We start from the raw sequence: 13,650 nt of genomic DNA, 5'->3' as shown, positions 1-13,650 counted from the left end.
CCACCCCGGGATCTGGGCGAGGGTTGCACCCGAGGCGCGGCCGGTCATGCGGCGATCACCCCCGGAACCGGGACGAGAGTTGCCCCTGAGGCGCGGCCGGTCATGCGGCGATCACCCCCGGAACCGGGACGAGAGTTGCCCCCGAGGCGCGGCCCGTCATGCGGCGATCACGCCCGGGATCGGGCGGGGTGCGCCGGGGAGGACGTCGGTGGCGGGGACGCCGAACCAGGATTCGGCGAGGGTGGCGTAGAACTCGGTCATGTTGGTGGTGGCGCGGAGATTGTCGTCGGCGTCCAGGGCGCGCAGGGAGGGGATCTCGCCGAAGACGCCGGGGTTCACCGGGCCGAGGAGGAGGGCGGTGCCCGCTGCGCCGTGGTCCAGGCCGCTCGAGCCGTTGTCGGGGACCCGGCGGCCGAATTCGCTGTAGGCGGAGATCAGCACGCGGTCGGTGAGGCGGCGGGCGGCGAGATCGGCGCGGAAGGCCGCGAGGGCGGCGTCCAGGTCCGACATGAGCGCGGCGTAGCGGGCGGGGTGGTCGGTGTGGGTGTCGAAATCCGCGCCCATGGGGATGTGGATGATGCGCAGGCCGAGGGCATCGTCGGCGAGCAGGCGGGCGGCCAGCCGCAATTGGACGGCGAGATCGGTGCCGGGGTAGCCGTCGGCGGCGGGCGGCAGGGTCGCGACGGCGTCCGAGAAGCGCAGGGCGGCAGCGGTTCCGGCGCGGGCGGTGGCGAACAGCGGGGTGTCCGCGCGGTCGGGATGCGCCATGGCGCGTTGGGCGGCCAGCCAGGCGGCACGCACGTTCTCGTCCTCGAAAACCGGGAACAGGCCGTCGTTTTCGGCATCCACCGACAGGGTGGTGACCTTCTCGCAGGCCAGCGCCCGGCTGTCGCCCGTGCCCAGGGCCACGCCGACGGCCGGTGCGCTCGCATCCCCGAGGTGATCGCACAGCCGGCCGAGGAATCCGGTGCCGGGGCGTACGGTGCCGTCCGGATCGCCGGTCTGCCAGCGGTGCAGCATCTCGAAGTGGGAGAGATCCGGGGTGGCGATGCCGACGCCGGGCACCACCGCCGCCCCGCCCGCGGCGAGCAGCGCCAGTTCGGGGTGGAAGCCGAGCGCGGAGTCGATGGGGTGCACGCGCTCGGCGTCGATCGCGGTGGTGGGGCGCAGGTCTCGGTAGCGGGAGTCGGTGTAGGGCACGGTCATCGACAATCCGTCACTGCCCCCGGCCATTTCGATGACGACCAGTTTGCGATGCGCGAGTGCGGCGGGGCGCGGTGGGGCCGGTGGCTTGGTCGCCGACGGTGACGGCGTACGGGTCATTTCGCGGGCCGCGAACCCGCCTGCCACGCCCAGCGCGCCGACGGCGAGCCCGGCCCGCAACGCGGTGCGGCGATCGAATTCGATCATGAGATTCCTTGTGCTCGTGGAGCTGACGATGCCGCGCCGACGCCAGGATCGAGGGCGGCCGAGCGGTGATCCGGGAAGCGCTCTCGGATACCGGAGCACGCACGCCCGATCGCGGCGATAGCGGAGACCTGGCTCGTCCAGTCGACCGAATTCATGCCAGCACGAATTCCGGTGCGGTGAGGACCAGCGCCAGGAGCGCGGAAGCGGCCTGCCGCGGATCGCGGCGCAGCGCGAAGACGAGATCGCGCGCCGCCGTGGTGGTCGCGGCGGTCGGCGCGTGGATGCCCGCGCGCGCGAACGCGACGGCGACCGGGTCCGCGGCTCCGGCGATTTCGCCGAGCACCGGGGCGTCCACCACGGCCGCCGCGCGGGCGACGGCCGTGCCCGGGGCGAGCCAGCGCGTGCCCGGCGGCCAGCCCGCCACGTTCGGCGGATAGAACGGCGACTGGCCGAGCCCGGTCATGGCCTCGAAAGCCAGTGCAGGATCATCGATTCCGCACACTGCGTGCGCGGCGGTCACCCATTCGACCGGATAGCGCGGCCGCGTGTGCACGGCCGCGGCGAACGATTCGTGCCGCAGTATCGCCTCGACCAGGGGCCGGATCTCCAGCCCCGCCGACTGGAAGATCGTCGCCAACTCCCCCAGCCGCTGTTCGGAAGCCACTCCTCCGACAAAGAAGTAATGCAGTTTCCCGGCCACCAGCCGCGCGCACTCCACCCGATCGCACAGCACATCGACGACATCCCGGGCCCCCACCACCTCCCGGCCGAGCAGCGAAACCCGCCGGGAATTCCCCGATTCCCGCTCGAACGACACCGCGCCGCCCGCATCCACCGACCAGCCCGACAACGCCACCGCCGCCGCTCGCACATCCGCCTGCCCGTAATTCCCCCGCCCCACGGTGAACAGCTCCAGCAGCTCCCGCGCCTGATTCTCGTTCGGCGCACTCACCACCGACCCGTCCCCGTCCAGCCACTGCAACATGGCCCCGTCCACGGTCATGGCGCACGCCAGCTCCCGGAAGTTCCCCAGCGCATGCCGCCGCAGCACCCGATGCTGCCGCCACATCAGCTCCCACGAATCCGCCTTGTCATGGCTCGACGTGAAATGCCCGTGCCAGAACCACACCAGCTTCTCGTGCACTCCCGCCCGGGGATCCCGCATGGCCCGCAGCCAAACCTCCACCGGCCCACCGGCATTGTCCTCGTCCCCGTCGTCGAACACCGGAGCCCCCACCTCCAGCGCGGGCGCGTCCAGCACCCCGTCGAGCACCGCCGCCCGGCCGCCCCAGCGCTCGACCGCCCCCGGAAACGGCCCGAAAGTCGTCCGCCGCAGCACGTGCGCGATCGCCGCGAACTCGTCCATCCCCCAACCCTGGCAGAGCACCCATTAGGAATTCATGAGCCGACATTCGCGCACCGCCACCTGTCACCCCACCCCGGAATGCTGTCGGCCATGCCCTCCCCCGACCACCGCACCCCGCCGCCCCGGCTCCCGGGCGACCTGATCGTGCGCCTCGTCGAAGCTCACCAGCACGGTTCCCTGCACCTGCCGGTCTTTCACGCGGACGACGTGCTCCCCCTGCTGGACGGCTCCGACCGCGAAATCGCCGCTGCGGCAGTACTGCTCGCCGAAAACCGCGTCTTCTATCCGCGAACCTGACCGGCCGCGGGCTACTTCGCGGGGTGCAGGTAGTGGGCAGACCAGGCAGGGTCGAACCAGCCGGGAGCCGCGGCGGTGAAGCGGTCCGCGGGCCAGCCGCCGGCTCCGGCGGGGAGCGATCCGACCAGGTCCACGCCGGTGACGGCGGGCAGGTCGGTGCGGTTGCATTCCGAAGCCAGGTCGGGGGTTTCCGGCCAGGAGCCGATGACCAGGCCCGCGCAGCGCACGCCGGCGGATTGCAGTGCGCGGGTGGTCAACTCGCTGTGGTTGAGGGTGCCGAGACCGGCGGCGGCCACCAGCAGGACCGGGGCGTCGAGTTTCTGCGCGAGGTCCAGGAGGGTGAATTCGCCGATGCGGACCAGCAGCCCGCCCGCGCCCTCGACCAGGGTGAGGTCGGCGTCGGCGCACGACTCGATGGCGGCGGCGGTTTCGGCGAGGGTGAGCAGTGGCGCGCCGCAGCGGCGGGCGGCGGTGTCGGGGGCAAGCGGCTCGGGGTAGCGGGCCAGTTCGACCGTGCGGGTGACGCCGCTGAGACGGACAACCTCGGCGAGATCGCCGGGTTCGCCCGGGGCCACGCCGGTTTGGGCGGGTTTGACCACGGCCACCGAGGCTCCGGCGGCGCGGGCGGTCGCGGCGAGGGCGGCCGTGGCGACGGTCTTGCCGACATCGGTCGACGTGCCGGTGATGAAGAGCAGGGTCACGGTGTCGCCTCTCGAACAGCGGGTGCGGAAAGGTAAGTGCGGCTACGGATTCGGTTGCCGGGGCGGGCGCGGCAACCGTGCCGGTGACAGGTCATGCGGAGACGGGGCGGCGGTTTCGGGCGGTGGCCAGGACTTCGTCGAGAACTGTTGCGATGGTGGCCAGTTCGGCCTCGGTGAGATTGGCGCGGGCGGTCAGGCGGAGGCGGGAGGTGCCCTCGGGGACCGATGGGGGGCGGAAGCAGCCGACGTCGAGACCGCGAGCCCGGCAGGCCTGGGCGGCGTCGTAGGCGACCTGGGCTTCGCCGAGCACGACCGAGACGACGGCCGAATCGGGTTGCGGGACACCGGCTATGCGGGCCAGGTCGGTGGCGCGGGCCAGGACCCGGGTGGCCATATCGGGGTCCGCGCGCAGCAGGCGGAGGGCGGCCCGGGCCGCGCCGACGGCGGCGGGCGCCAGGCCGGTGTCGAAGATGAAGGTGCGCGCCGTGTCGATCAGATGGGCGCGGACCCGTTCGGGGGCGAGGACCACGCCGCCTTGGGAGCCGAACGCCTTGGACAGGGTGGCCGTGATGATGAGATCGGGCGCACCGGCCAGGCCCACCTCGTGGACCAGGCCGCGGCCGCCTGCGCCGCGCACGCCGAGACCGTGGGCTTCGTCGACGATGAGAACCGCGCCGTTGGCCCGGGTTACGCGATGCAGGTCCGCCAGGGGCGCGAGGTCACCGTCCGCGCTGAAGACCGAGTCGGTGAGCACCAGCGCGCGTTCCTCGGTGCGCGCGGACAGCAATCGGTCCACGGCGGCGACATCCCGGTGCGGCGCGATCTCCACCCGGGCGCGCGAGAGGCGGCAGGCATCGACCAGCGAGGCGTGGCTGCCCGCGTCGGAGACGATGAGCGCGTCCCGGCCGGCCAAGGCGGTCACCGTACCGAGATTGGCGGCGTACCCGGAGGCGAAGACCAGTCCGGCTTCCGCGCCCACGAATTCGGCCAGTTCGGCTTCCAGCGCCTCGTGTTCGGTGGTGGTGCCGGTGACCAGACGCGAACCGGTGGACCCGCCGCCCCACTTCCGCAGCGCTTCGATACCGCCCTCGATGACCTCGGGATGGCGGCCCAGGCCCAGATAGTCGTTGGAGGCGAGGTCGATGCTCGCCGTCTCGGGAGCGCGGGGGCGGAGTTCACGGCGCAGCCCGGCGTCCACGCGCTCGGCGGCGCGACGGTCCAGCCAGCTGAGGGGATCGGCGGTCACAGCTCGGAAGCATACTTGAACGGCGTTCAAGTGTCACTGGCCGGCCGGCGCTATGGTGGTAGGCGTAAGGAGGCTGCGCGATGCCACGGTGGGCCATAGTGGTCGAGCAGACGACCGGCTTCGGGGATAGCAAGAGCTGGAGTCCGAAGGTCCTCACCGAGGTGGTGGGCACCCGCGAACAAGCCCTCGCGAAGGTGCCCGACCTCGTGTCGAAATTCATCCCCGATCATCCGAAGATGGTCAGCCGCCGCACCATCCTGCGCGACGGCGACACCTTCATGCTGATCGCCCGGGGCTGGTCCGACGACTATCACTGCGTTTTCCGCGTCTGGGAAGTGCTGTCGGACAGCGAGAGTCCCGATCGGGTGAAGGAAAAACGCGCCAGCCGTTGACCGATCGCGATCAGACGGCAGCAGCCGCGAGCATGGCCGTCGTGATCCGCGAGACGTCCGCGGTGCCGCTGATGAACGGCGGCATGGAGTAGATCAGGTTGCGAAAGGGCCGCAACCACACGCCGGAGTCGACTGCGGCATGCGTCGCCTTCCGCATGTCTACCGAATGGTCTAGTTCGATCACGCCGATGGCGCCGAGCACCCGCACCTCGGCCACGCCGGGGAGTTCCCGCGCCGGTGCGAGCCCGGTTTTCAGTTCCGCTTCGATGCGCCGCACCTCGCCCTGCCAGTCCCGCGACCGCAGCAGTTCGATGGATGCCACCGCCACCGCGCAGGCCAGCGGATTGCCCATGAAGGTGGGCCCGTGCATGAGCCCGCCGTGCTCGCGGCTGATCGTCTCGGCGATCTCGGAAGTGCACAGCGCCGCGGCGAGTGTCATGTACCCGCCGGTGAGCGCCTTGCCCACGCACATCACATCGGGCCGCACCCCGGCCGCGTCGGCGGCGAAAAACGTTCCGGTGCGCCCGAATCCGGTGGCGATCTCGTCGAACACCAGGAGCACGCCGTGCTCGTCGCAGAGCCGGCGCAGATCTTCGAGGTAGCGCGGATGGTGGAATCGCATCCCGCCCGCCCCCTGCACGATCGGCTCGACGATCACCGCCGCCACCTCGTGCGCGTGCTCGGCCAGCAGCCGTTCCAGTTCCGAAACGTACTGCGGCTCATACTCGCTCGGCGGCGTCGGCGCGAAGACCTGGGTGGCGAGCACATCGGTCCACAGCGAGTGCATGCCCCCTTCGGGATCGCACACGCTCATGGGCGTGAAGGTGTCGCCGTGATACCCGCCGCGCCAGGTGAACAGCCGCCGCTTCTCCGGCCGCCCGAGCGCGCGCTGGTATTGCAGGCACATCTTCGCCGCGACCTCCACCGACACCGATCCGGAATCGCAGAGGAAAACCTTGTCCAGCCCCTCCGGCGTCAGCTCCACCAGCAATTGCGAAAGCCGCACGGCCGGTTCGTGAGTCAGCCCGCCGAACATGACATGACTCATCCGCCGCGATTGCGCCAGCAGCGCCGCGTCCAGCACCGGATGCGCGTACCCGTGCACCGCCGCCCACCACGAGCTCATGCCATCGACCAGTTCCCGCCCGTCCGCGAGGGTCAATCGGGTACCCGAGGCGGACGCGACGACCAGCGGCTCGGTACTGGCCGGGAACCCGCCGTAGGGATGCCACACGTGCGCCGCGTCGACGGCGCTGATCTCGTCGGGGGTCATTGCCACGGGTCGTCCTCCGGGTCGGTGACCGGCCGCCCGGCACCCGCCGCGACAGCCTTGAACGCCGTTCAAGTTATCACCGGAACAGCGTTTCCGGGAGTCCGGGTGCGGTCAGCGGGAATCCCGGCGAATCCGGCCACGACCGGCCCGCACGGCGTATTCTTTGACCAAGTCAAAGGATTGGAGCCGACCATGGCGACCAGCGCCAGCGAATACACCGGTCACACCGTCGATGCGCGGCACATCGCCGCGGTGCGTGCGTTCAACCGGCGGTATACGCGCATCATCGGAGTGCTGCGGGGTGGGTTGCTCGATACCGAATTCTCGCTGACCGAGGCGCGAGTGCTGTTCGAACTGGCCAGTTTCGGGGCCGCCGAGGTGGTGGCGCTGCGGCGGGATCTGGATCTGGACGCGGGGTATCTGAGCCGGATGCTGACCCGGTTCGAGGAGCGGGGGCTGGTGGCGCGGCGGCGGTCGGAGACCGATGCGCGCAAGCAGGTGGTGGTGCTGACGGCGGCGGGACGGGAGGTGTTCGCGGAGCTGGATTCGCGGTCGCAGCGCGAGATCGGCGAGTTGCTGGGGCCGCATTCGCCGGCGGCGCGGAACCGGCTGGTCGGCGCCATGCGCACCATCGAGAACATTCTCGACGCGGGTGAGCCGGACCCGGCTCATGTCACCTTGCGCGCTCCGAAGCCGGGCGATCACGGCTGGGTGATCCAGCGCAACGCGGTGCTCTACGCCGAGGAGTACGACTGGAACGAGGAGTACGAGGCGCTGGTTGCCCGCATCGTCGCCGACTATTTGAATTCCCTTGACCCGCAACGGGAGCGCGCGTGGATCGCCGAGTACGACGGCGTCCCGGTCGGCGCGGTCTACTGCATGCGGGAGAGCAATACCACCGCCCGGCTGCGCCTGCTGCTGGTGGAACCGTCGGCCCGCGGACTGGGCGTGGGCAGCGCGCTGGTGGACGAATGCCTGCGCTTCGCCACCGCGGCCGGCTATCGCGAACTGGTGCTGTGGACCAATGACGTGCTGACCGCCGCCCGGCGCATCTACGAGCGCGCCGGATTCGAATTGGCGGAATCGAATTCGCACCACAGTTTCGGCCACGATCTCCTCGGCCAGACCTGGCGCAGGGCACTCGGCGAGGACCGCACGCCCGACCGATAGGGTCTGGGCATGGCCCCCGCGACCACCGACCAAGCCCCGCTCGGGGTCTGGCCGGGAACCGCCTACCCGCTGGGCGCGACCTACGACGGAGCCGGCACCAATTTCTCGGTGTTCTCCGAGGTCGCCCGGCGAGTCGAGCTGTGCCTGCTGGACGAGCGCGACCGCGAGACCCGCATCCCCCTGGATGAGGTGGACGGGTACGTCTGGCACGCCTATCTGCCCGGCGTCGGCCCCGGTCAGCGCTACGGTTTCCGCGTGCACGGACCCTACGATCCGGCGCTGGGGCAGCGCTGCGATCCGACCAAGCTGCTGCTCGACCCGTACGGCAAGGCGTTCACCGGCGAGTTCGGGGCCGATGCCGCACCCTACAACCACGGTCAGAACACGCTGGGCCACACCATGACCGGCGTGGTCATCAACCCGTTCTTCGATTGGGCCGGCGACCGCGCGCCCGGGCGGCCCTATCACGAGACCGTCATCTACGAGGCCCACGTCAAGGGCATGACGCAAACCCATCCGGAGGTCCCGCCGCCCCTGCGCGGCACCTTCGCGGGCATGGCGCATCCGGCGATCGTGGAGCACCTGCGCGGCCTGGGCATCACCGCCGTCGAACTGATGCCGGTGCACCAGTTCCTGCACGACCGCATCCTGCTGGACCGCGGCCTGCGAAACTATTGGGGCTACAACAGTTTCGGCTATTTCGCCCCGCACGCCGAATACGCCGCGAGCCCGGCGCCCGGCGCGGCGGTCAGCGAATTCAAGGCCATGGTGCGCGCCCTGCACGCCGCCGATATCGAAGTGATCCTCGACGTGGTCTACAACCACACCGCCGAGGGCAATGAATTCGGGCCGACCATCTGCTTCCGGGGCATCGACAATGCCGCGTATTACCGTCTGGTGGACGATGATCCGCAGCATTACATGGACTACACCGGCACCGGCAACAGCCTCAACGTCCGGCATCCGCACACCCTGCAACTGATCATGGATTCGCTGCGCTACTGGGTCCTCGAGATGCACGTGGACGGTTTCCGCTTCGACCTGGCCGCCACCCTGGCCCGGGAACTGCACGATGTGGACCGGCTGTCCACCTTCTTCGATCTGGTGCACCAGGATCCGGTGGTGAGCCAGGTCAAGCTGATCGCCGAACCGTGGGACGTCGGCGAGGGCGGGTATCAGGTCGGCAATTTCCCGGTGGCCTGGACCGAATGGAACGGCAAATACCGTGACACCGTGCGCGATTACTGGCGCGGGCAACCGGCCACCCTGGGCGAGTTCGCCTCCCGGCTCACCGGCTCCTCGGACCTGTACGAGGCCACCGGCCGCCGCCCCTCGGCCAGCATCAACTTCGTCACCGCGCACGACGGCTTCACCCTCGCGGATCTGGTGTCCTACAACGAGAAACACAATGCCGCCAACGGCGAGGGCGACCTGGACGGCGAGAACTACAACCGCTCCTGGAACTGCGGCGTCGAAGGCCCGACCGACGATCCGGCGATCCTGGCCCTGCGCGCCCGCCAGCAACGCAATCTGCTCGCCACCCTGCTGCTGTCCCAGGGCACCCCGATGCTGTTGCACGGCGACGAATTCGGCCGCACCCAGCAGGGCAACAACAATGCCTACTGCCAGGACAACGCCCTGTCCTGGATGGACTGGTCGCTGCTGGACGCCCAGGCCGATCTGCTCGAATTCACCCGCCGCGCAGTCGCTCTGCGCGCCGCGCACCCGGTGTTCCGGCGGCGGCGCTTCTTCGACGGGCGCCCCGCCCCCACTCACGACCATCCCGACGACATCGCCTGGTTCACCCCGGACGGCGCGCCCATGACCGATCCGGATTGGGACAACGGTTTCGGCCGCTCGCTCACCGTCTTCCTCAACGGCGACGGCATTCGCGAACCCGGGCCGCGCGGCGAACGCATTACCGACGCCTCGTTCCTGCTCTGCTTCAACGCCCACGACGCGGCGCTCGATTTCACCCTGCCCGACCCGGAACACGGCAATAACTGGGAGATAGCCCTGGACTGCTCCGCCCCCACCGGCATACCCGCCGCGCCGCGCGTGCACCCCGCCGCGTCCACCGTGCAAGTCCCCGCACGTTGTCTGCTCGTCCTCCGCCGTACGGCATGATCGATACCGCCATGACCAGCTCGCCCGAACACACCACCGGACCCATCGCCCGGCAGACGCCCGTGCGCAGCACCTACCGGCTGCAGCTGCGGCCCGACGCGCTCACCTTCGCCGATGCCCGCGGCATCGCCGAATACCTGCAGCAATTGGGCATTTCGCACCTGTACCTGTCGCCCATCCTGACCGCCGCGCGCGGCTCCACCCACGGCTACGACGTCACCGACCCGACCACGGTGTCCAAGGCGCTGGGCGGGCCGACCGGGCTCAAGGCGCTCGCCGACGAGGTGCGCAGCCGCGGTATGGGCCTGATCGTGGACCTGGTGCCCAATCACGTGGGCGTCGCCGATCCGCGGCAGAACGCCTGGTGGTGGGACGTGCTGCGGAACGGCAAGGATTCGCAGTACGCGCGCTGGTTCGATATCGACTTCGGTCCCGCCAACGGCGCGGGCGGGCGCATCGCGCTGCCGGTGCTGGCCAACGAGAACGATCCGGCCGCGCTCACCGTGGACCGCAGCGGCCCGGAACCGATGCTGGCGCTGCACGATATGCGTTTCCCCATCGCGCCCGGCACCGACGGTGAGAACGCGCTGCGCATCCACGACAAACAGCACTACCGGCTGGTCAACTGGAAGTCCGGATTGTGCGGCTACCGGCGCTATTTCACGGTCGGCGGGCTGGCCGCGGTGCGGCAGGAGGAGGCCGCGGTCTTCGACGCCACCCATCGGGAACTGGCGGCCTGGTGCGAGCACGACCTGATCGACGGCGTGCGGGTGGACCATCCCGACGGCCTGGCCGACCCCGCCGAATACCTGACCCGGCTGCGCAAACTCATCGGCCCGGGCCGGCTGCTGCTGGTCGAGAAGGTGCTCTCGGATCAGGAACCCCTCGACGCCACCCTGCCCATCGACGGCAGCACCGGCTACGACGCGCTCGCCGATATCGGCGGGGTGCTCATCGACCCGGACGGTGAGAAGCAACTCACCGAGCTCTCGCGGCAGTTCACCGGGCACGGCAGTGACCGCGCCTGGTTCGACGAACAGCGGCACCGCATCAAACGCGCGGTAGCCGAGACGATGCTGGTTCCCGAGATCCGGCGCCTGGTCAATGCCGTCAAACAGGATGCGCGGGCCGGCACCTTCGACACCATGTCGCTCACCAACGCCGTCATCGAAGTGCTCTCGTTCATGCCGGTGGCCCGCACCGACTACGCGCCGCTGGCCGGGGTGGTGCGCGCGGTGGTGGCCGAGGTGGCCCGGCGCAACGGCGAACTCACCGCGCCGCTGCAGGTGCTGGCGACCGCGCTCGCGGCGCACGGCGAGGCGGCCGTGCGCTTCCATCAGGTCGGCGTGGCCATGAGCGCGAAAGCCGTGGAGGACACCATGTTCTACCGCGCCGCGCGCCTGGTGTCGCTGCAGGAGCTGGGCGCGGACCCGACCCGCTGGGGTCGTTCGCTGGTGGAGTTCCATCTCGCCAATGCCGAACGCGCCGTGCGCTGGCCGGCCGCCATGAGCACGCTGTCCACCCACGACACCAAACGCGGCGAGGATGTGCGGGCCCGCATCGGCATGCTCTCGCAGGTGCCCGATATCTGGGCGCGCGCGGTCACCACCTGGAACGAGATGGCCCCCGGCCCGGACGGCGCGACCACGCTGTTCCTGTTGCAGAACATGTTCGGCGCCTGGCCCGCCGACGGCCGCCCGGCCGCGGTGGTGCCCGGATTCCGGGAACGCATCCACGTGTTCGCGGAGAAGGCCGTTCGCGAGGCGGGCACCCGATCCTCCTGGGAGGAACCGGATCTCGAATTCGAGAATCAGGTGCACCGCTGGATCGACGCCGTCATCGACGGCCCGGTCGGCGCGGAACTCGGCGAGTTCGTCACCGATCTGGCCACCCACGCCTGGTCGGATGCGCTGGCGCAGAAGCTGTTGCAGCTGTGCGGGCCCGGCATCCCCGATATCTACCAGGGCACCGAACTGTGGGAGGACGCGCTCGTCGATCCCGACAATCGCCGCCCGGTCGACTTCACCCACCGCACCCTGCTGCTGCAATCGCTCACCGGCACACCGGATCTGGACCCGTCCGGCGCGGTCAAGATGTGGATCGCGGCCTATGCGCTGTGGCTGCGCCGGGAACGCCCGGACTGTTTCGTCGGCGGCACCTACACCCCGCTCTTCGCCGGCGGCGAGCAGGCCTCGCACCTGGTGTCCTTCGCGCGCGGCCGCGCCGGGGAGACGCCCGAGGTGATCGTGGCCGCCACCCGGCACAGCATCCGGCTCGACGAGGAGGGCGGCTGGGCCGATACGGTCCTGGATCTGCCGCAGGGGCATTGGACCGATCGGCTCACCGGCCACACCTTCTCGGGCCGGGCGCGCTTGGAGAAGCTCTTCGCGCGCCTGCCCGTGGCCCTGCTGGTGCGCTGATCAGGCAGCCGACTCGTCGTCCGGTTCGGTCGTCTCCAGCACCAGCACGGTGTCGGTCGCGGCCGGTTCCGGCACGAAGATCGGCCGGGTGACCGGGACCGGCCGCCGCTGCGGCAGCGGCCCGGTGGGTATCTGCTCGATCAGGCCGGACAGCGCCGCGTCGTCCGGCAGCGCGGCCGCCCAGCGGCGCAGGTTGGCGTGCTGGGAGATATCGACCGTCGAGGCCAGGTAGCTGTTCTGGTCGCCGTCCGTGAGCAGCCGCCGCCAGGCGTCCCAGTAGAACCGCTTGCTGCGCGGATGCCGAAGCAGCCGAACGAGATTCAGGATGCTGTAACCCAGGCCCGGCCAGGTGCGGATCTGGTGCCGCAGCGCCGGCGCCGGAGCGTCCGGCAGCAACTCGCGCAGCCGCACCGGATCGAATTCCAGGCCCTCGGCGTGCGCCTCGTGAATCATCCAGCGCAGCGACAGATCCGACAGCACACAACGTTCGAGACCGCCGCCGACATCACTGTGCCTGCCTTCGAACCAGACCTGTTTGACCCGATCGGTGCGGCGATATTTGTGCCGCAATTCCACCGGCACCGTCCACAGGCACGGTTCGAACGCACGCCGCCGGTCGTCGATGGACAGCGCCTGCCGGGCGCAGTGCACGCCGCTCGACAGATGCACGTCGAGGAATTTGTAGCGCCGGCGCGAAATCCCGGGAATGCCCAGCGCGCCCACGGTGTCGAAGACGCCGAGGAAATGGATCCGGCTGGAATCCGGGAAGGAGTTCTCGTTCCGGAATTTCACCGCCGGATCCGGCACCGGATCGTCCCGCTGCGGCTTCGGCGTCCGGTAGATATCGAGCGCCTCCTTATAGATCTGCTTGCGAATCATGGCCTCGGGCTTGAGGATTCCGAGCCGGTCGATCATCCCCGCCAGGCTGCGCGCGGTGTACGCGCCGCGGCTGAAACCGAAGATGTAGATCTCGTCGCCGGGTTCGTAGTTGAGCGCCAATTGCCAGTACGCCGAGGACAGATTCGCCTCGAGCCCGTAGCCGAAGGCGCCGCCCAGCAGCTTGTCCGTGGCGAATCCGCGCGCTCCCGGACCGGAAACGTAGAAGACCCGCTGCCCGACGACTTCCCCGTTGTCGTCGGTGCCTCGCAAGCTCACGGCCTGCGCGATTTTCACGATATTGGAAACGGTGTCGCTGGATTCGGCTTTCCAAGTGCCGTCGCAGCACACCACCAGCCTTTTCTTCATGAA

The 13,650-nt window shown here is 69.9% G+C and carries 11 protein-coding genes; 5 read left to right on the top strand and 6 right to left on the bottom strand.

Going from position 1 to position 13,650, the window contains the following annotated elements:
* Positions 1 to 156: 156 nt before the first annotated feature.
* Together LTV02_RS34910 and LTV02_RS34905 are read right to left on the bottom strand one after the other, a co-directional pair.
* Positions 157 to 1,410, bottom strand: coding sequence for a DUF1501 domain-containing protein (locus LTV02_RS34910; RefSeq protein ID WP_233035836.1), 1,254 nt, complete (start codon positions 1,408 to 1,410; stop codon positions 157 to 159).
* Positions 1,411 to 1,561: 151 nt separating this feature from the next.
* On the bottom strand, positions 1,562 to 2,776 hold the full coding sequence (locus LTV02_RS34905; protein ID WP_233035835.1) for a DUF1800 family protein: 1,215 nt from the start codon (positions 2,774 to 2,776) through the stop codon (positions 1,562 to 1,564).
* Between the two features lie 90 nt (positions 2,777 to 2,866).
* On the opposite strand from LTV02_RS34905, the gene LTV02_RS34900 reads away from it, so the two are divergent.
* Positions 2,867 to 3,073, top strand: a complete 207-nt coding sequence (locus LTV02_RS34900) for a hypothetical protein (RefSeq protein ID WP_233035834.1) — start codon at positions 2,867 to 2,869, stop codon at positions 3,071 to 3,073.
* Between the two features lie 11 nt (positions 3,074 to 3,084).
* Here the strand turns inward: LTV02_RS34900 and bioD are convergent, their stop codons facing one another.
* Positions 3,085 to 3,774 carry a dethiobiotin synthase gene (gene bioD / locus LTV02_RS34895; RefSeq protein ID WP_233035833.1) on the bottom strand — a complete coding sequence of 230 codons (690 nt, stop codon included), beginning with the start codon at positions 3,772 to 3,774 and terminating at the stop codon, positions 3,085 to 3,087.
* A gap of 91 nt (positions 3,775 to 3,865) precedes the next feature.
* Positions 3,866 to 5,020 carry an 8-amino-7-oxononanoate synthase gene (locus LTV02_RS34890; protein ID WP_233035832.1) on the bottom strand — a complete coding sequence of 385 codons (1,155 nt, stop codon included), beginning with the start codon at positions 5,018 to 5,020 and terminating at the stop codon, positions 3,866 to 3,868.
* A 98-nt stretch (positions 5,021 to 5,118) separates the two neighbouring features.
* Between LTV02_RS34890 and LTV02_RS34885 the strand changes: the two genes are divergently transcribed.
* Positions 5,119 to 5,412, top strand: a complete 294-nt coding sequence (locus LTV02_RS34885) for a hypothetical protein (RefSeq protein WP_067717185.1) — start codon at positions 5,119 to 5,121, stop codon at positions 5,410 to 5,412.
* A 10-nt stretch (positions 5,413 to 5,422) separates the two neighbouring features.
* On the opposite strand, the gene LTV02_RS34880 is transcribed toward LTV02_RS34885, so the two are convergent.
* A complete protein-coding gene (locus tag LTV02_RS34880; RefSeq protein WP_233041841.1) occupies positions 5,423 to 6,685 on the bottom strand; it encodes an adenosylmethionine--8-amino-7-oxononanoate transaminase in 1,263 nt (420 codons plus the stop codon).
* A gap of 192 nt (positions 6,686 to 6,877) precedes the next feature.
* Here LTV02_RS34880 and LTV02_RS34875 point away from each other — a divergent pair, with 192 nt between their 5' ends.
* The 3 genes from LTV02_RS34875 to treY are packed head-to-tail and all read left to right on the top strand — an operon-like array spanning position 6,878 to position 12,402.
* Entirely contained in the window at positions 6,878 to 7,855 is a 978-nt protein-coding gene (locus LTV02_RS34875; RefSeq protein ID WP_233035831.1) for a bifunctional helix-turn-helix transcriptional regulator/GNAT family N-acetyltransferase, read from the top strand.
* 9 nt (positions 7,856 to 7,864) lie between these two features.
* Positions 7,865 to 9,982 (top strand): glycogen debranching protein GlgX, encoded by a 2,118-nt coding sequence (gene glgX / locus LTV02_RS34870; protein WP_233035830.1) that lies wholly within the window; start codon positions 7,865 to 7,867, stop codon positions 9,980 to 9,982.
* 11 nt (positions 9,983 to 9,993) lie between these two features.
* Positions 9,994 to 12,402: a malto-oligosyltrehalose synthase gene (gene treY / locus LTV02_RS34865; protein ID WP_233035829.1), complete on the top strand. Its 2,409-nt coding sequence runs from the start codon at positions 9,994 to 9,996 to the stop codon at positions 12,400 to 12,402.
* Here the strand turns inward: treY and LTV02_RS34860 are convergent, their stop codons facing one another.
* On the bottom strand, positions 12,403 to 13,647 hold the full coding sequence (locus tag LTV02_RS34860) for a DUF2235 domain-containing protein (RefSeq protein ID WP_233035828.1): 1,245 nt from the start codon (positions 13,645 to 13,647) through the stop codon (positions 12,403 to 12,405).
* Positions 13,648 to 13,650: the final 3 nt, after the last annotated feature.

The organism is Nocardia yamanashiensis (genome assembly GCF_021183565.1).
Taxonomy (GTDB): Bacteria; Actinomycetota; Actinomycetes; order Mycobacteriales; family Mycobacteriaceae; genus Nocardia; species Nocardia yamanashiensis.
This window is presented reverse-complemented; position numbering and strand designations above follow the sequence as displayed.

Excerpts from the sequence above, each read along its gene's own strand:
- treY (WP_233035829.1), top strand. The coding sequence starts at position 9,994 with ATGACCAGCTCGCCCGAACACACCACCGGACCCATCGCCCGGCAGACG.
- glgX (WP_233035830.1), top strand. The coding sequence starts at position 7,865 with ATGGCCCCCGCGACCACCGACCAAGCCCCGCTCGGGGTCTGGCCGGGA.
- LTV02_RS34875 (WP_233035831.1), top strand. The coding sequence starts at position 6,878 with ATGGCGACCAGCGCCAGCGAATACACCGGTCACACCGTCGATGCGCGG.
- LTV02_RS34910 (WP_233035836.1), bottom strand. The coding sequence starts at position 1,410 with ATGATCGAATTCGATCGCCGCACCGCGTTGCGGGCCGGGCTCGCCGTC.
- LTV02_RS34905 (WP_233035835.1), bottom strand. The coding sequence starts at position 2,776 with ATGGACGAGTTCGCGGCGATCGCGCACGTGCTGCGGCGGACGACTTTC.
- LTV02_RS34880 (WP_233041841.1), bottom strand. The coding sequence starts at position 6,685 with ATGACCCCCGACGAGATCAGCGCCGTCGACGCGGCGCACGTGTGGCAT.
- LTV02_RS34860 (WP_233035828.1), bottom strand. The coding sequence starts at position 13,647 with ATGAAGAAAAGGCTGGTGGTGTGCTGCGACGGCACTTGGAAAGCCGAA.
- LTV02_RS34900 (WP_233035834.1), top strand. The coding sequence starts at position 2,867 with ATGCCCTCCCCCGACCACCGCACCCCGCCGCCCCGGCTCCCGGGCGAC.